Here is a 14,227-nt window from a genome sequence, read left to right on the forward strand (position 1 = left end):
CGAATGACGCAGCATTCCGACCACAGCTCGGTACGGAATTCCGCGCAGGGGACGGTACGGGCACTCGACGACGTCGACCAGGCCCTGGTGCACGCGCTGCAGATCGCCCCACGCGCCGGCTGGAACGAGATCGGCGCCGTACTCGGACTCGACGCCGTCACCGTGGCCCGCCGCTGGCACCGGCTCACCGAAGCCGGCGCCGCCTGGATCAGCTGCTCCCCCTCCCCCGCCCTCGCCGCGACGGGACAGGGGCTGCTCGCCGTCGTCGAGGTGGACTGCGCCAGCGGCAGCCTGCTGACCGTCGCCCGGGCCCTCGCCGGGCTGCCCCACGTCACCGCCGTCGAACACGTCAGCGGAGACCGCGACCTCCTGCTCACGGTGATGGCCACAGACTTCGCCGCGCTCACCCACTGGGTGACTCGCGGCATCGGCGCGATGCAGGGCATCGTCGCCACCCGCACCCACCTCGCCAGCACCGTCTACACCGAGGGCAGCCGCTGGCGGCTGCGCGCCCTCGACCGCGCCCAGATCGCCCGCCTCGCCGACACCAGCACTCTCCACACCGACACCCCCGTCTTCCCCCTCACCGACCTGGACCACGCCCTCGTCGGAGCCCTGTCCATGAACGGCCGCGCCACCTACCGCGCCCTCGCCGACGCCTGCGGAACGAGCCCGGACACCGTCCGTCGCCGACTCGGCCGGCTCTTCGCCGCCGGCATGCTCCAGCCCCGTTGCGAGGTCGCCCGCCCCCTGTCGGAGTGGCCGGTCACCGTGATCCTCTGGGGGAGGGCTGCCGCAGCGGAGTTGGAAAGCGTCTCCCGCGGCGTCACCGGCGCCCGCGAGGTACGACTGTGCGCCGGTCTCACCGGCCGGAACAACGTCCTCGTCGTGGCCTGGGTGAAGTCCCTCGCCGACGCCCAGCGCTTCGAGGTACGACTCGCCCAGCGCGCCCCCGGCCTGGACATCACCGACCGAGCCGTGGCCCTCTGGCCGCTGAAGCTCAGCGGCCACCTGCTCGACGAACGCGGCTACCGCATCGGCGGCGTCCCACTGGACGCCCGCACGGCCGACGCCACCCGGCGAGATCCGGCAGACACTCGTTAGGCACGGGGTCGGGCCGGACCTCGCGAGCATGCCTTGGCGTCGTCCGGAGCTGTAACCGATGGCTCCACCCCATCATCGTTCCTGGTCCGGCTGGGAACCGTTCCCCCGGATCCCTCGTGAACTTCAGTGGTGTAGTCGGCTGGTGGAGGGAATCTGATGAAAACGCGGACGATCGTGAGCGCGGCGGTATCGGCCTGCGTGGTGCTGGCGGCGTGCGCGTGCGGTCCGGAGAAAGCGAAGGAGGACGCGGGTGCGAAGCCTTCGCTGCCGTCCACGTCCACGTCCACGTCGGCGAAAGAGCCGTCGGCCGCGCCGTCCACGCCCGTCGGCACCGAGAAGCAGTCGGCCGCCCCTACCGGCGACCAGCCCGCGCCCAGGACGAAAGAACGCGCGATCCATAGGTATGAGCAGTACCTCCACGGCCTTGGGCGCGAGGACATCGCCACGGTCTGCGAAGTGGCCGGGCCGGGCGCGAAGAAGGCACAGGACCAGGGGTTCGGCCCGTGCACGTCGACGTACGTCATCGTGTTCCAGATGATCTCACCCGAGCAGAAGAAGGCCCTGCGGACGGCGACAGTCGATCCACAGCGCGTCGTCGTGCACACCCCCGACAAGATCGAGATGCCGCTCGAAGCGGTCAGGTCCTCCGCCACCTTCACCGAGAGCGACCTCGGCAGCTACACCCTGGAGTACCTCAAGGACGACTACTACATCACCGACGGACAGTGACGCCGGACGCAAAGCCGCGTAGAAGCAGTCGCATGTCCCACGGCCCCCATGCCGGTCAGACCCGACGGCTCACCATCCCTCCAGCAGCAGCCAGAAGCATTGGCCGACGGCCGTGCCGGCCTGAGTCATCGGCCGCTCAACGGTCGATGGGGGCGTTGTGGGGCTGTGCCTCCCTCCGGGGACCGTCGGCCTGCGGGTGGCCGGCATGGAACGCCGGTACGGGCGTTCGCGGAGGTGTGCCGATGCTCTCGCTCCCGGGCGACCGGTGCGCGCCGTGCACGACCAGCGCCCAGAGCAGGCCGGCGAACGCCGCCGTGTGCAGCAGGGCACGGACGTGGTTCCAGACGACCCACCTGTTCTCGAAGGCCGCGCGGACCTCTGCCAAATGTCTGACACCGTCGGGATCACCGACGCTCGCGAGTTGGTCGTTCAGGGGGACGTTGATGGCGCTGGTGACCACGAAAGCCACCAGGTACAGGACCAGCGCGGCGATCAGCCAGGGCAGCGCGGGGCGGCCGTTGTCGCGCCAGGCCAGGACGACCGCCAGGCCGAGGAGAGGGATCGAGCCCATGAACGGGAGCATGAAGGCCGGGTTGACGATGGCCTTGTTGATGCCCTGCATCGACTCGACGAGTGTGTGGTCGGATGATCGGGCCAGGCCGGGCATGACCGCGTAGGAGAAGGCGGCGAACAGCCCGGCCATGAGCCCTGTGGAGAGAGTGGCGGCGAGCAACACACCGGTCTGCAGGTGCTTCATACGGCGTCCTCCTGTTTCCAGATCGCATCGACGACGCACCCATGACGTCGTCACAGCTCGACTGTCGATCACGGCGGAAGCCCCCGCAACGGCCTTTTCCACACTCCGCGTTAACCTGGCGGTTAACGCGACCGAGGAGCGGCGGCGAGACCGGGGGCACCGTGGAGATCAGGGACATCGAGATTTTCCTGACGCTCGCTCAGGAGCTGCATTTCGGCCGGACCGCCGAGCAGCTGCGCGTCTCCCCGGCCCGGGTCAGTCAGGCGATCAAGAAACAGGAGCGCCGTATAGGCGGCGCGCTCTTCGACCGCTCCAGCCACCACGTCCACCTCACCCCGCTCGGCCGGCAGCTCTACGACGACCTGCTTCCGGTGCACCGTGGTCTCCAGCGGAGCCTCGAGCGGGCCGCGCTGACCGCGAAGGGGGGGACGGAGGGGCTACGCCTGGGCATGATGTCCAGCAACAGCGAGGACCTGCGGCCCGTCCTCGACGCGTTCGCATCCCGCCGGCCCGGCTGCAACGTGCAGATCCGCGCCGTGGGTTACGACGACCCGTTCTCCGCCCTGCGGCGCGGCACCATCGACGTCCTGCTCGCCTGGCTCCCCGTCCGGGAACCGGACCTCACCGTGGGTCCGGTCGTCTACACCGAGCCCGTCGTGTTGTGCGTGTCCTCCACCCACCGGCTGGCCGGCCGTGACTCGGTCTCCTACGAGGACCTCGCCGACGAGGCCGTCCCGACCGGCGCCACACCCGGCTACTGGCGTGAGGCGCTGATCCCCGCCCGCACCCCCAGCGGACGGCCGATCACCACGGGGCCGGCCGTGATCGACGGCACGCAGCTGCTCGCCGTCGTTGCCAGCGGGGAGGCGGTCTGCCCCGTTCACGCACACGCCCTGCGCTACTACGCCCGGCCCGACATCGCGTACATCCCCATCCACGACGCCCCGCTCAGTCGCTGGACGCTCTGCTGGCGCACCGGCACCGACACCGCCCTGATCCGCGCCCTCGCCGAAGTGGCCGGTGACGTCGGCCCATTGACCCTGTGACCGGCCCGGTCAGGACCGCAGGAAGGCGAGCACCGCCAGCACCCGCCGGTGCCCTTCGGCGGCCACGGGCAGGTCGAACTCGGAGAAGATGTTGCCGATGCCACGATCAGGCGAAGCGACACGGAACCTCCACAAGCAACCAGCTCATCAGCGCCATGGCCGCACTCGGCCTGTTCACCACAGTCTTCGTCGTCGCCTCCATGCTGATCCTGTCGACCGGAATGCGCCGCCGGGAGGTCGGCCTGCTGCGTACCATCGGCGCCGCACCGAGCCAGATCCGCCGCATGATCCTCGGCGAGGCCGCCATGCTCATCGCCATCGCCATCGCCATCGCCGTCGCCGTCGGCTACAGCGTGATCGCCGTCGCCAACAGCATGGCCATGGCGGCCCACGGGCGTCGCCGCGACTACGCGGTGATGAAGTCCGCCGGCGGCACCGTCCGCCAGCTCCTCAGGCTGGCCGCCTGCGAGACCGCGGTGCTGGTGGCCGTCGGCGCCGGCCTGGGTGTCCTCGTGACGCTGCCCCCGCTGGCGGGCACGGCCTCCGGCCTCTCCCAGGTCACCTCGTCCGACGTCGGCCTGTACCTGAACAACGGAGCCGTCCTCGCGGCGATCATCGGCACCCTGCTCGCGGCCGTCCTGGCGGGGGTGATGGTCACCGGAAAGACGCTGAGGCAGTCCGCCTAGTCACCCGGCCGACGAAGGTCCTGCCTGCTCACGGAGAAAGAGAAGAGGAGGAGAACAGGAAGGAACGACCGCAGCGGGCGACGAACGTACGCACGCGGCCCCGGGGATCCCCCGGGGCCGCCTTCGTACGCCTCTCCTCGGGCAACGGGGGCAGCGCGCGTTGGGCCTTGCCGGGGGGCAGTGTCCGTGTCGGTCGGGCCACAGGCTCGGGACCCGCAACGTTGACAGCGCCAACCTCTCCGCCCAGCGCCCGACCCATCTGTGCGTTCCCGTACGCTCCGCGCCGGCCGGCCGGGGTGCGGCGGGTCTTGCCCCAGGGCTTGTAGATCGACAGTGCCGTCGCCGTGACCAGCAGCCCCAGGGCGATGCTCATGACGATCACCAGCCGCAGGCTGAGGGATTCAGGGGCCTTCCCCACTACTGCCTGTTCGCGCAGCCAGTGCTGGAGGAAGAAGTGGCCGTTCAGCATCAACGCGACGGTGATGACGAGCTTGGTCACGATCCAGCAGTGCTTCAGCAGGCCCCACTGCGTCGCCGCCGCGAGGAGCAGGCCGGTCAACAGGGTCGTCCAGGCGATGGCGGCGATCAGTTCGATGCCGAGGATCTCCATGACGACGCGGGTCGCGCGGACGACTCCGGCGTCGTCGGTGGTGAGGCCCACCAGCGCGAGGATGAGCTGGGCGACCTCGATTCCCACCCAGCCGACGGCCGCCGTCACATGGAGGCGCGCGGCAGGAGCCCGCTCTCGCGGGCTGCCAGGCAGGTGCCTGTGGCCAGGAGAGCGAAGGACACGGCGTATCCGACACCGCCGGCGAGGAAGGACAGGTCCGCCAGGGCACGGGCCAGGGCTGCGGGTGCGTCTTCCGGGAGCCGGCCGAGGGTCCAGGTGAGCGCGGCGCCGGCGGCCAGAGCGCCACTGGCCAGCAGTCCGCCGGCGAGGCCTGTCGCCGCCGCGGCACCCTGTTCCTGTCCCTGCCCCCGCCGCACCAGCCGGGCCAGGGTGGCGGCCACGGGCACCAGGAGGACGCCGACGACGAGCAGCAGGAAGGCGCCCAGGTCGATCGCCGTGCCGTGTTCGCGTACGGACTGGCTCAGGATGTCGCGGCCGGAGGCGTCGGGCTGCGGGGTGGCGCGGTTGGTGACGACGTACGCGGCGGTGAGTACAGCGTAGGTGAGCGAGGCGGTGAGCAGGGCAGCGGCGCCGCGCGGGCGCGGGGCCGCGCCCCGAAGCCAGGCCGCGCCCCGAAGCCAGGCCGCGCGGGACTCAGTTGCTGATGTGGGCATGACATCCCCTGGATCATCAGTGAAGGGTGAAGGGCTTCCGCGTGGAATTCCGGTGGGCGGTACGGGCGTGGAACCCCGCTGCGCGACAGCCAGAATGCCGCCGCGGGGGTGCCACGGTCGTCCCTCGACGGAAGGCGGTGCGGCTACTCCGCGGGGAGTAGCCCGGCGGGTACGGTGCCGGGCGGTGCGGGTCAGGCAGGATCCAGAGGTGACGGCCTGGTGGCCGGAGCGCCCGCGGGTCGCCGCTCCCGGGACGCCCGCTCGTCGGCATCCGCCAGCCAGAACCAGACCGGCGGGAAGGCCAACTCGATCACGGTCAGGGCCACTTGGAACCCATGCGGCCACCCGTGCACCGCCAGGGACAGCAACCGCCCCACGCCGCCCAGCAGGAACACCGCCGCGAGCCACCGCACCACCTTCGCCGGGACGGGGTCCTGCCGGGCCGCCCACAGCCAGGCCAGCCCGTACCCGGCGAAGATCGCGCCGAAGAACCGGCCCAGGCTGTCCAGAGTGGGGCCGGCGTCGGCCTCGCCCGGAATCGCGGCATTGCCGCCGGCCACGTGGAACAGGCCGATCGCCGCGCAGGCGAGGCCCATCACCCACGCGAACACCCGGAGTGTCTTGGCCATGACTCCAACCCCCTTAGTTGACGTGTGTCTACTTAGACGCAGGGTAGACCGCTTTGGTAGATGCATGTCAAGTAGTAATCTGAGGGGGTGCCGCCCCGCCGACGCCTGACTCCAGCCGACCGCCGTGCCCAGCTGCTCGCCGTCGGCGCCCGGCTCTTCTCCGCCGCGCCCTACGACGACGTGTTGATGGAGGTCGTCGCCCGGGAGGCCGGCGTGTCCCGCGCCCTGCTCTACCAGCACTTCCCGAGCAAGCACGCCCTCTTCGCGGCGGTCTACCAGCAGGCGACCGACCGGCTGTTGGAGGCGACCGCGTTCGACCCCGGTGCCACGCTCGTCGAGCAGCTCACCCAGGGCCTGGACGCCCACCTCGACTACTTCATCCGCAACCGCCACGCCGTCCTGGCCGCGAACCGGGTGCTGGCGGGCGACCCTGTCATCCAGACGATCATGACGGACGAACTCGACGCCCTGCGCTCACGCCTGCTCAGTGTTCTCCCGCTCGCCGACGAACGCACGCATTCCGCCGTCTCCGCGGCACTGAAGGCCTGGCTCGTGTTCGTCCAGGTGCTGTGCGTGGACTGGCTCACGCGCGAGACCTGCACCCGTACCGAGCTGCGGGACACCTGCATCGGCGCGGCGGTCGGCGCCCTGCGCCCCTTGCTGCCCGAGGACCCCGCCCCGAACTGGCCGCCGCGGGCGCGGCCCGTACTCCGCGGGGAGCAGCCGTGATCACTCCGTCCGGTTGACGCCACCGCGCCGCGCCCCCTCTAGCGTGGCCGTATGACGGCATGGCAGGAACGGTGGGGCGGCGGTGAGGCCCGGCGGCGGGGCGGGCCGCCGCCCTGGCAGCGCTGGGTGGACGGGGAGACCGATCGCCGGATCCCGTGGGTCTCGACCCTGCTGGTGATCGCGCTCGTACAGCTCGGATCGGGCTTCGCGGCCCAGCAGCGGGCCGACCCCTACGTCCCGCTCGACGCCTTCGCCCGGCTGCTGCTGTTCGTCGGCGCGGCCCTGCTCCTGGTGCGCCACCGCTTCCCGGGCACCGTCGCGTTCGGTACCTCCGCCGCCGCCCTGGTGTATCTCGGCGCGGGATATCCGTACGGGCCCGTCTTCATCAGGCGGCGAGGCCGGCGCCGGGCGGCAGGTCCGTCCGTACCCCCTGGTCTCCAACGCCACACTCAGCCCCACGCCCGCCGCCTGCTCCACGAGCTCGGGCAGCCGGTCCAGGCCGGGCGCGGGGGAGCGTGGCGCGCCGCCGGGCGTCCGGAGGGCATCGAGGACCTGGCGGACCTCGCCGAGCGCCTCCTTGCTCGCGGCCTTGACGGTGGTGAGTGCCGTGCGTGCCTGCTCGGGATCCGAGTCGAGCAGGGCCAGACCCACGCCCGCCTGGACGTTGATGACGGAGATGCTGTGCGCGAGGACGTCGTGCAACTCGCGGGCGATGCGCAGCCGCTCCTCGTCGGCGCGGCGCTGCTCTGCCGCCTGCCGTTCGACCCGCTCGCGCGCCCACTGCTCCCGGCATACGCGCAGGAGTTCCGCCGCGGCGACGACCGCGGCCACCCAGGCCGCCACCAGCAGCTCCCGCCCCCAGGAGTCCGGGCTGTCACCACCGGGCGGCAGCCACCGGTAGAGCCCGTGCGCGATCAGCGCGTGCCCGACCCACAGCATCGCGACCGCGCCCCACGCGGGGCGCCGGTGGCCGGCGACGACGGCTGCGAAGCAGCCCAGGGCGACGGGGTGCTCGACGGCCTCGCGGCGACCCGTGCGATCACCGGCGACTCCGGGCTCGGCGGCGTGAGGGTGATCGTACTGACCACCTTCGAGCTCGACGAGTACGTCTTCGAGGCCGTCCGCGGCGGTGCGTCGGGGTTCCTCGTCAAGGACACCGAACCGGAGGAACTGCTGTGCGCCGTAAGGGCGGTGGTGGAGGGGGACGCGCTCCTGTCGCCCGGGGTGACGCGACGGCTGATCTCGGAGTTCGCCGCCCGGTCCAAGGAACCCGACCGGGACGAGGCGCTCGGGCGGCTCACCGAACGCGAGCGGGAAGTGATGGCGCTGGTGGGCATCGGGCTGTCCAACGAGGAGATCGCCCGCCGCCTCGTCGTCAGCCCCCTCACCGCGAAGACCCACGTGAGCCGGACGATGGTGAAGCTGGGGGCCCGCGACCGGGCCCAACTGGTCGTGCTGGCATACGAGTCAGGGATGGTACGGCCGGCCGGGCTGGCTCGGCTGACCGAGCTCTCGCCGCGATGGGTACGGGAACACCGCGACGGACCTCTCCCGCAGCGCGATGCGGCCACCCGGACGAAACGGACGGCCCAGAGCTGTGTCGCAGACCGAACTCCTCGACACAGGCTCCGGAAACGTGACGTGCCCAGGGCCCGTCCCCATGTTCACGTCTTCGCCGACTAGAGGGCGAACCGCAGAGGGTGGCGCTGCCCTCCGATCGCCATGAGGCCCCGACTCGGCCATGAGTCGGGGCCTCTTCTCCTTGCGAGCGGGCCTCGGCCGAACCTCCTCGTGATCACACGATGATCCCGACAGATTTACCTGTCACCCCTGTCCATCGACAGTTAGACTTGTCGCATGAGCGATGCAGCCGGGATCCCGACTCCCGAGAAGAACGACGAGAACTTCTGGACCACCGTCACAACCCTGGTGGAGCCCCCCTGGAACGAGCCCACCACGGACGACGCGTTCACCATGGACGAGAGAGTCCACGACGCTGTCCGCGCCCTGGCTGAACGGGTCTCGACCCGGGCGCTGGCCTACCGCGCCGCCGGCAAGCCCTTCGACCCCGTGCTCATGGCAGCGCCCGATGTGCAGCTGGCACTTCTGCGGGCTCTGTACGAAGCCAAGCAGTCCGTCGACCGGCTGGCGGAGAGCGCCGCCACCGTCGCCGGCCGCAGCGGCGCGAACTACGCCCAGCTCGGTGCCGCCTGGGGCGGGATCAAGCGCCAGTCCGCCCGTCTCAAGTGGCCCCACGCCGTCGTCAGGAAATCCACCAGCGAGTCCATCCCGGTCCACTACGCGGGCGGTTCCGCCGTCGTGCACCACGACGCCGACGCCGACGCCTGGTGGTACACCGCCACCGCCGCGGACCAGCGGACCAAGGAGTCCGAGCCCGTCTACGGCACCTACGCCGAGGCCATCGCGGGAGCGACGGAGTTCCTCCTCACCCACGCCCTGCCCGACCGGGGGTCGTCCGAGTGACCCGAACCCGGGCGCCGACCGCGGCCGCGCCGCCGTCGAGAGCATCAGCCGCTCCATGAACCGGCGCCCGGCGAGGGATCGATCATGCTCGCCGATCCATCCCTACGAACAGAACTCACCATCGAACCGCACACACCTCTGCAACTTCACGCAACCCAATCCTCTTATGTAAACGGTGTGTTGCGCAAACATTGCACCCACGTCTCTTGTGTTCGTTTCTGTGTGAAGTTCCCGCTACAGGGGTCTCCCTGGCCGTCGGTGTCTTTCCCGGGTGGCCGTCTTCTGCGATGTTGATCTCGCTCCCGTCAGGTTCCACCGCGCAGGCACGGTCGCTTGTACGGCTTTTGGGGATCTGGCGGGAGCTTTCCGTACCCGCTCGCACGCTCCGTGGGCGCACCGTCCCCGGAGCCGATGAGGAGACCCATGTTCCCCACGACATGGAGTGCCATTCTTGCCGACCTCGACGAGGACGGCGTCGGCACCTTCTGGGTGCGCCTCGACAGCGCCGCCGTCATCGCCGGCGCCACCGCCGACGCGAAGACCAAGAAGAAGAAGGGGTGTGCTGATCGAGGGCGCCGAGGTCCTGCCCTCGCTCGACATCGTCCGTGAGGCCGGAAAGGGCGTGGCACTGAAGCGCTCGTACACCGTCGCGGTCACCGACGGCACCCTCGACATCGATTTCACCGCGGGTCAGGGGAAGTCGCTGGTGAGCGCCGTCCGGGTCACCGACCGTCCGGACCTGGCCGGCTGACGCCGTAAAGGTATTCACCATCCCGATAACATGACGAAAAAATAACAGGTCTGGGCCGAGCTTCGTAATCCGAAGCTCGGCCCACGGCTCGAGGCGGCCGTCAGGCGCGGCAGCGGAGCATTTCCAGCGGGGGGTTGGCGTGGAAGTCGGCCCAGAAGTCCGCGCCGAACTCGCGTACGCCGGCCTCCGACGCCGTCAGCGGGACCCAGGTCAGCTCGGTGAAGCCGGCCGCCCCCAGGGACTTCTCGTAGACCTCGCGGCGCGGGCGGTTGGCGACGAGGGAGACCGGCGGGTCGAGCAGGGCCGTGGTCCGGACCCGCGGGCCGGTCTCGCCCTCCTCACCGGTGAGTTCGGTGCGGAAGCCGTACTTCTCCGGGGTCGGCCCGTCGAAGCGGTAGTCGGGCGACTGGTTGAGCAGGAAGAGCTCTCCGCCGGGCTTCAAGCTCCGGTGGATGTTGCGGCACATCCGCTCCGTGGTCGCGTAGTCCTCCGCGTAGTTGAGCAGCTGGACCGCGAGCACGATGTCGAAGGGCTCGTCGAAGAACCGCAGTTCGGCTGCGTCGCCCACCTCGTAGCGGACGCCCAGCGGTGCGCCCTCCTCCAACTGCCTCGCCACAGCGACCATTTCGCTGGAGATGTCGATCCCGAGGACGTCCGTGGCGCCGCGCCGCCTGAACTCCCTGCTGTAGAAGCCGGTGCCGGAGGCCAGGTCGAGGAGCGACTTGCCGCGCACGTCACCGACCATGGCCAGGAAGCCGGGCACCACCGCGTACTGCTCGAGGACAAGGGACTTGAAGCCCTCGTACGCCTCACCGATCTCGTCGTACTGTTGCACACCCACCGTGTCGTCTCCTGTGCTTCGTCGTGGACGGATCTGTGACGGGCAGTCTTGCTCCGCCCGGGCAGGCCGTCGTACTCACAGAAGCCACGAAGATGAATGAGAAAACCGGAGAATCCACCATGCGCGTCAAAGCCTTCGACCACCTCGTGCTCAACGTGAGCGACGTCGACAGGGCTCTCGAGTTCTACACCGGCCCCCTGGGCCTCGCGCCGGAGCGCGTCGAGGAGTGGCGGGCCGGCAAGGTGCCCTTCCCGTCCGTACGCATCGACGGGAGCACCGTCATCGACCTCTTCTCCCGCCCTCGGGGCGAGTCCAACGTCGACCACATCTGCCTGGTCGTCGACCCCCTCGACTGGCAGGAGGTCATCGACTCCGGGACGTTCGAGGTGGTCGAGGGCCCGGTCCCGCGCTGGGGCGCGCGCGGCTCGGCGCAGTCGGTCTACGTCAAGGACCCGGACGGCAACACGGTCGAGCTGCGCTGGTACCCGCAGGACGCGAGCAGCTGAGCGGCCTCGTGCTATGAAGGCCCGATGACCCCGATGACATGGACAGAGGGCCGACGGGTGAGCCTCGCGGCCGACCTCAGGGTGGGCGGCGCGGTCGCCCTCGCCGGGAGCCTCCCGGCGGAGACGGACACCTCCGTCTCCGCCGGGACGCTGTACCTGGCGGCGGGGACCGGGGGCACCGTCGAACGCGTCGACCGGCCGGAGAAGGCCCCGGGCCCGGACGTACGCGAGTACGAGCGGCTCCGGTCGCTCCTCGCCGACTTCGGCCACCAGATGCCCCCGGGGAGCAGGCAGCAGCTCGTGGAGCAGGTGGCGTCCCTGGAACCGGCGTGGACCGCGTACCAGAAGGAGGAGCCGCGGACGACGGTCCGCGTCCGCCTCGACAACGGATTCGTCCTGGCAGACGCGCGCGAGGATCTGTTCGTCCTGGAGTGACCGGAGCGGCCGGGCCGGCCGGCGGGCACCTGACCTACTGGGACGTACGCGAGTCACGGCGGCTCCTCTGTACGGACAAGGAGCTGTACTGGTCAGCGGCCCGCGTACGGCAGGAGGGCCATCTCGCGGGCGTTCTTGACGGCGGCGGCGAGGGCGCGTTGCTGCTGGGCCGTGACCCGGGTGACGCGGCGGCTGCGGATCTTCCCCCGGTCGGAGACGAACTTCCGCAGCAGGTCGGTGTCCTTGTAGTCGATGTACGTGATCCCGGCCGCGTCGAGCGGGTTGGGCCGGGGCGCGGCGGGCTTGCGGGGGTCGTGGCGTCGGGCCATGGGGGTGTCGCTCCTTGCGCGGAGATCGGGTCTGATCGGGTGGTACGGGGGTACGGGGCGGCTCAGGCGGCGTCGAGGAGGGTGTCGAAGGCGGCGGGCAGGTGCTTCCACGCCTCGCGTCCCGACCCGTACTCCGCGTCCGTCAGCAGGCAGGAGTCGAGGAGCCGTTCGAGCCCGTCCCGGTCCAGGCCGGGTGACGTGAAGACGAGGTGCTGGCAGCAGTCGCCGTGGTCGGGGTGCCAGTCGAGGGCGGCCGCCGCCCGGCGCACGGGAGGGACCATGTCCCAGGCCGCGTCCGGTAGCGACGCCAGCCAGGGGCCGACGCTCTCCACGCACAGCGCTCCCCCCGCCGCGTCCCACGCGAGCAGCGTGTCGGGCCGGTCGGCGAGCCAGAAGCGGCCGCGGCTGCGGGCGGCGGCGCAGCACAGGTCCTCGAGGGCCTCGTAGAGACGCTCGGGATGGAACGGCCGGCGGCGGCGCCAGACGAACGTGGAGACGCCGGCCTCGTCGGCGTCCTGGGGCAGCAGCGCGCAGGCGGGGTGCTGCGCCGCCGCGGCGGCCTCGACGTCGACGCCGGCGAACGCGGCGCGGGCGAGTTCGGCGGACCCGGCCGGTATCTGGCGTGCGGTGGGGTGCAGTTGGGCGAGGAGGGCGCGGTCCTCCTCGTCGGCGTCCTCGCTGTCGACGACGGCGAGGACGGGGGCGTACTCCAGCTGACGGGCCCAGGTGTCCCCGACGGTCCGCCGGTCGGTGGGGGCGGCCGCGAGGCCGGCCTCGGCGAGGTCGTCGCCGTTGCCGAGGTAGGGCAGGACGAGCGCGGGGTCCACGGCGGTGATCACGCCGGTCAGGGTCAGCCGGTCGCCGCCGTGCCCGGCGACCACCTCCGCCATGGCCTTCGGTTCGACCGAGTCCCACAGCTCGACCACGGCGAGGCGGGTGAGGCCGCTGTCGGCCATCCTCCACAGCTCCGGGACGAGGTCCTCGCGCAGTGCGCAGCACGCGCAGTCGTTGACCAGGGGCGTCTCGCCCCGGGAGAGGGTGCCGGAGACGTCGCGGATCAGGCGGAGGACGGTGCCGCCGGGCGCTTCGGACAGGTCGTGGTGCAGTGCCACGCTCCCCGGCACGGTGGACAGGAGGCGTTCGACGACCTGCGTCCGGGCCTCGGCGTGGAGGCCGGCGACGATCACCACGGGGAGCTTGTGATCGTGGGCCATCAGCGGGCTCCGTAACGGCGCTCGAAACGCTCGACGCGGCCGGCGGTGTCGAGGACGCGTGCGGTGCCGGTGTAGAAGGGGTGGCTCGCGGAGGAGATCTCCACGTCGACGAGGGGGTACGTGTTGCCGTCGTCCCACTCGACGGTCTTGTCGCTGGTCATCGTGGAGCCGGTGAGCAACGCGGTACCGGAGGCGGAGTCGCGGAAGACGACGGGGCCGTAGGCCGGGTGGATGCCGGGTTTCATGGCAGGGCCTTTCGTTTCGGGGGTCCGGTGCGGGACGGGCCCCACTATATGGCAATGGTTTTCATTATCGACAAGTGTTAGCCTCCGTGTGCCACCCCGCCCCACCCCCGACCTCCGGAGGAGATCCCCATGGCCGTCCCCAAGCGCAAGATGTCCCGCAGCAACACCCGCCACCGCCGCGCCCAGTGGAAGGCGAGCACCGCCCAGCTCGTGCCTTTCACGGTGGACGGCTCGGTGTACCTGGTGCCGCGGCGCCTGGTGAAGGCGTACGAGCGCGGCCTGCTCCGGCCGGAGGGCTGAGCCCCGATAGCACCCACCGACCGGCAGCCCGTCCCCGTCCTGCCCGTGACCGTCCTGCCCGTGACCGTGCTGCCCGTGACCGTGCTGTCCGGGTTCCTCGGCGCGGGCAAGACCACCCTCAGTCCGGCCCGAGGGCGGTTTCCGTCACCCCGCGTCGA

General features: G+C 70.9%; 21 protein-coding genes and 1 pseudogene. 12 read left to right on the forward strand and 10 right to left on the reverse strand.

Going from position 1 to position 14,227, the window contains the following annotated elements; genetic code table 11:
* Positions 1 to 3 precede the first annotated feature (3 nt).
* Positions 4 to 1,104 (forward strand): Lrp/AsnC family transcriptional regulator, encoded by a 1,101-nt coding sequence (locus ACIRB7_RS16990; protein WP_403598611.1) that lies wholly within the window; start codon positions 4 to 6, stop codon positions 1,102 to 1,104.
* 156 nt (positions 1,105 to 1,260) lie between these two features.
* A complete protein-coding gene (locus ACIRB7_RS16995; RefSeq protein WP_403598614.1) occupies positions 1,261 to 1,833 on the forward strand; it encodes a hypothetical protein in 573 nt (190 codons plus the stop codon).
* A 136-nt stretch (positions 1,834 to 1,969) separates the two neighbouring features.
* On the opposite strand, the gene ACIRB7_RS17000 is transcribed toward ACIRB7_RS16995, so the two are convergent.
* Positions 1,970 to 2,590 carry a DUF1772 domain-containing protein gene (locus ACIRB7_RS17000; RefSeq protein WP_403598617.1) on the reverse strand — a complete coding sequence of 207 codons (621 nt, stop codon included), beginning with the start codon at positions 2,588 to 2,590 and terminating at the stop codon, positions 1,970 to 1,972.
* A 161-nt stretch (positions 2,591 to 2,751) separates the two neighbouring features.
* Between ACIRB7_RS17000 and ACIRB7_RS17005 the strand changes: the two genes are divergently transcribed.
* Positions 2,752 to 3,636 (forward strand): LysR family transcriptional regulator, encoded by an 885-nt coding sequence (locus ACIRB7_RS17005; protein ID WP_403598620.1) that lies wholly within the window; start codon positions 2,752 to 2,754, stop codon positions 3,634 to 3,636.
* Between the two features lie 9 nt (positions 3,637 to 3,645).
* On the opposite strand, the gene ACIRB7_RS17010 is transcribed toward ACIRB7_RS17005, so the two are convergent.
* Positions 3,646 to 3,771: a hypothetical protein gene (locus ACIRB7_RS17010; RefSeq protein ID WP_403598623.1), complete on the reverse strand. Its 126-nt coding sequence runs from the start codon at positions 3,769 to 3,771 to the stop codon at positions 3,646 to 3,648.
* A gap of 20 nt (positions 3,772 to 3,791) precedes the next feature.
* Here ACIRB7_RS17010 and ACIRB7_RS17015 point away from each other — a divergent pair, with 20 nt between their 5' ends.
* Positions 3,792 to 4,322, forward strand: a complete 531-nt coding sequence (locus ACIRB7_RS17015; protein WP_403598626.1) for an FtsX-like permease family protein — start codon at positions 3,792 to 3,794, stop codon at positions 4,320 to 4,322.
* Between the two features lie 28 nt (positions 4,323 to 4,350).
* On the opposite strand, the gene ACIRB7_RS17020 is transcribed toward ACIRB7_RS17015, so the two are convergent.
* From ACIRB7_RS17020 to ACIRB7_RS17030, 3 genes are all read right to left on the reverse strand, one after another.
* Positions 4,351 to 5,019: a hypothetical protein gene (locus ACIRB7_RS17020; RefSeq protein WP_403598628.1), complete on the reverse strand. Its 669-nt coding sequence runs from the start codon at positions 5,017 to 5,019 to the stop codon at positions 4,351 to 4,353.
* 17 nt (positions 5,020 to 5,036) lie between these two features.
* Positions 5,037 to 5,606, reverse strand: coding sequence for a hypothetical protein (locus tag ACIRB7_RS17025; RefSeq protein ID WP_403598630.1), 570 nt, complete (start codon positions 5,604 to 5,606; stop codon positions 5,037 to 5,039).
* A 191-nt stretch (positions 5,607 to 5,797) separates the two neighbouring features.
* On the reverse strand, positions 5,798 to 6,235 hold the full coding sequence (locus tag ACIRB7_RS17030; RefSeq protein WP_403598633.1) for a DUF4345 domain-containing protein: 438 nt from the start codon (positions 6,233 to 6,235) through the stop codon (positions 5,798 to 5,800).
* Between the two features lie 87 nt (positions 6,236 to 6,322).
* Here ACIRB7_RS17030 and ACIRB7_RS17035 point away from each other — a divergent pair, with 87 nt between their 5' ends.
* Positions 6,323 to 6,964: a TetR/AcrR family transcriptional regulator gene (locus tag ACIRB7_RS17035; protein ID WP_403598636.1), complete on the forward strand. Its 642-nt coding sequence runs from the start codon at positions 6,323 to 6,325 to the stop codon at positions 6,962 to 6,964.
* On the opposite strand, the gene ACIRB7_RS17040 is transcribed toward ACIRB7_RS17035, so the two are convergent.
* Positions 6,965 to 7,903, reverse strand: coding sequence for a sensor histidine kinase (locus ACIRB7_RS17040; protein WP_403598639.1), 939 nt, complete (start codon positions 7,901 to 7,903; stop codon positions 6,965 to 6,967).
* Positions 7,904 to 7,972: 69 nt separating this feature from the next.
* On the opposite strand from ACIRB7_RS17040, the pseudogene ACIRB7_RS17045 reads away from it, so the two are divergent.
* From ACIRB7_RS17045 to ACIRB7_RS17060, 4 genes and pseudogenes are all read left to right on the forward strand, one after another.
* A pseudogene (locus ACIRB7_RS17045) lies at positions 7,973 to 8,458 on the forward strand (LuxR C-terminal-related transcriptional regulator); the annotation flags it as partial.
* 363 nt (positions 8,459 to 8,821) lie between these two features.
* Complete coding sequence (locus tag ACIRB7_RS17050; RefSeq protein WP_403598641.1) at positions 8,822 to 9,448, forward strand: hypothetical protein; 627 nt, start codon at positions 8,822 to 8,824, stop codon at positions 9,446 to 9,448.
* 423 nt (positions 9,449 to 9,871) lie between these two features.
* The gene (locus ACIRB7_RS17055) at positions 9,872 to 10,057 is read left to right on the forward strand and encodes a hypothetical protein (RefSeq protein WP_403598644.1); all 186 of its coding nucleotides are present in this window, start codon (positions 9,872 to 9,874) and stop codon (positions 10,055 to 10,057) included.
* Positions 10,008 to 10,199, forward strand: coding sequence for a malectin domain-containing carbohydrate-binding protein (locus ACIRB7_RS17060; protein WP_403598647.1), 192 nt, complete (start codon positions 10,008 to 10,010; stop codon positions 10,197 to 10,199). The genes ACIRB7_RS17055 and ACIRB7_RS17060 overlap by 50 nt, the downstream gene beginning before the upstream one ends.
* A 100-nt stretch (positions 10,200 to 10,299) precedes the next feature.
* Here the strand turns inward: ACIRB7_RS17060 and ACIRB7_RS17065 are convergent, their stop codons facing one another.
* On the reverse strand, positions 10,300 to 11,040 hold the full coding sequence (locus ACIRB7_RS17065) for a class I SAM-dependent methyltransferase (RefSeq protein WP_403598650.1): 741 nt from the start codon (positions 11,038 to 11,040) through the stop codon (positions 10,300 to 10,302).
* Positions 11,041 to 11,159: 119 nt separating this feature from the next.
* On the opposite strand from ACIRB7_RS17065, the gene ACIRB7_RS17070 reads away from it, so the two are divergent.
* Positions 11,160 to 11,546 (forward strand): VOC family protein, encoded by a 387-nt coding sequence (locus tag ACIRB7_RS17070; protein WP_403598652.1) that lies wholly within the window; start codon positions 11,160 to 11,162, stop codon positions 11,544 to 11,546.
* A gap of 33 nt (positions 11,547 to 11,579) precedes the next feature.
* Entirely contained in the window at positions 11,580 to 11,981 is a 402-nt protein-coding gene (locus ACIRB7_RS17075) for a hypothetical protein (protein ID WP_403598654.1), read from the forward strand.
* Between the two features lie 92 nt (positions 11,982 to 12,073).
* On the opposite strand, the gene rpsR is transcribed toward ACIRB7_RS17075, so the two are convergent.
* The 3 genes from rpsR to ACIRB7_RS17090 form a co-directional block, all read right to left on the reverse strand.
* Positions 12,074 to 12,310, reverse strand: a complete 237-nt coding sequence (gene rpsR, locus ACIRB7_RS17080) for a 30S ribosomal protein S18 (protein WP_403598656.1) — start codon at positions 12,308 to 12,310, stop codon at positions 12,074 to 12,076.
* A 62-nt stretch (positions 12,311 to 12,372) separates the two neighbouring features.
* Positions 12,373 to 13,524: a CobW family GTP-binding protein gene (locus ACIRB7_RS17085; protein ID WP_403598659.1), complete on the reverse strand. Its 1,152-nt coding sequence runs from the start codon at positions 13,522 to 13,524 to the stop codon at positions 12,373 to 12,375.
* On the reverse strand, positions 13,524 to 13,769 hold the full coding sequence (locus ACIRB7_RS17090; RefSeq protein ID WP_403598661.1) for a type B 50S ribosomal protein L31: 246 nt from the start codon (positions 13,767 to 13,769) through the stop codon (positions 13,524 to 13,526). Before ACIRB7_RS17090 ends, ACIRB7_RS17085 begins: the two co-directional genes overlap by 1 nt.
* A 129-nt stretch (positions 13,770 to 13,898) precedes the next feature.
* Here ACIRB7_RS17090 and rpmF point away from each other — a divergent pair, with 129 nt between their 5' ends.
* Positions 13,899 to 14,069, forward strand: a complete 171-nt coding sequence (gene rpmF / locus ACIRB7_RS17095) for a 50S ribosomal protein L32 (RefSeq protein ID WP_403598663.1) — start codon at positions 13,899 to 13,901, stop codon at positions 14,067 to 14,069.
* Positions 14,070 to 14,227: the final 158 nt, after the last annotated feature.

Origin of the sequence: Streptomyces sp. NPDC093795, from assembly GCF_044764665.1 — a bacterium.
Lineage (GTDB): Bacteria > Actinomycetota > Actinomycetes > Streptomycetales > Streptomycetaceae > Streptomyces.

What these genes read in the sequence shown, in the direction of transcription:
- ACIRB7_RS17070 (WP_403598652.1), top strand. Translation starts at nt 11,160, where the DNA reads ATGCGCGTCAAAGCCTTCGACCACCTCGTGCTCAACGTGAGCGACGTC.
- rpsR (WP_403598656.1), bottom strand. Translation starts at nt 12,310, where the DNA reads ATGGCCCGACGCCACGACCCCCGCAAGCCCGCCGCGCCCCGGCCCAAC.
- ACIRB7_RS17000 (WP_403598617.1), bottom strand. Translation starts at nt 2,590, where the DNA reads ATGAAGCACCTGCAGACCGGTGTGTTGCTCGCCGCCACTCTCTCCACA.
- ACIRB7_RS17090 (WP_403598661.1), bottom strand. Translation starts at nt 13,769, where the DNA reads ATGAAACCCGGCATCCACCCGGCCTACGGCCCCGTCGTCTTCCGCGAC.
- ACIRB7_RS17015 (WP_403598626.1), top strand. Translation starts at nt 3,792, where the DNA reads ATGGCCGCACTCGGCCTGTTCACCACAGTCTTCGTCGTCGCCTCCATG.
- ACIRB7_RS17075 (WP_403598654.1), top strand. Translation starts at nt 11,580, where the DNA reads ATGACATGGACAGAGGGCCGACGGGTGAGCCTCGCGGCCGACCTCAGG.
- ACIRB7_RS16990 (WP_403598611.1), top strand. Translation starts at nt 4, where the DNA reads ATGACGCAGCATTCCGACCACAGCTCGGTACGGAATTCCGCGCAGGGG.
- ACIRB7_RS16995 (WP_403598614.1), top strand. Translation starts at nt 1,261, where the DNA reads ATGAAAACGCGGACGATCGTGAGCGCGGCGGTATCGGCCTGCGTGGTG.
- ACIRB7_RS17025 (WP_403598630.1), bottom strand. Translation starts at nt 5,606, where the DNA reads ATGCCCACATCAGCAACTGAGTCCCGCGCGGCCTGGCTTCGGGGCGCG.
- ACIRB7_RS17040 (WP_403598639.1), bottom strand. Translation starts at nt 7,903, where the DNA reads ATGCTGTGGGTCGGGCACGCGCTGATCGCGCACGGGCTCTACCGGTGG.
- ACIRB7_RS17050 (WP_403598641.1), top strand. Translation starts at nt 8,822, where the DNA reads ATGAGCGATGCAGCCGGGATCCCGACTCCCGAGAAGAACGACGAGAAC.
- ACIRB7_RS17055 (WP_403598644.1), top strand. Translation starts at nt 9,872, where the DNA reads ATGTTCCCCACGACATGGAGTGCCATTCTTGCCGACCTCGACGAGGAC.
- ACIRB7_RS17085 (WP_403598659.1), bottom strand. Translation starts at nt 13,524, where the DNA reads ATGGCCCACGATCACAAGCTCCCCGTGGTGATCGTCGCCGGCCTCCAC.
- rpmF (WP_403598663.1), top strand. Translation starts at nt 13,899, where the DNA reads ATGGCCGTCCCCAAGCGCAAGATGTCCCGCAGCAACACCCGCCACCGC.
- ACIRB7_RS17030 (WP_403598633.1), bottom strand. Translation starts at nt 6,235, where the DNA reads ATGGCCAAGACACTCCGGGTGTTCGCGTGGGTGATGGGCCTCGCCTGC.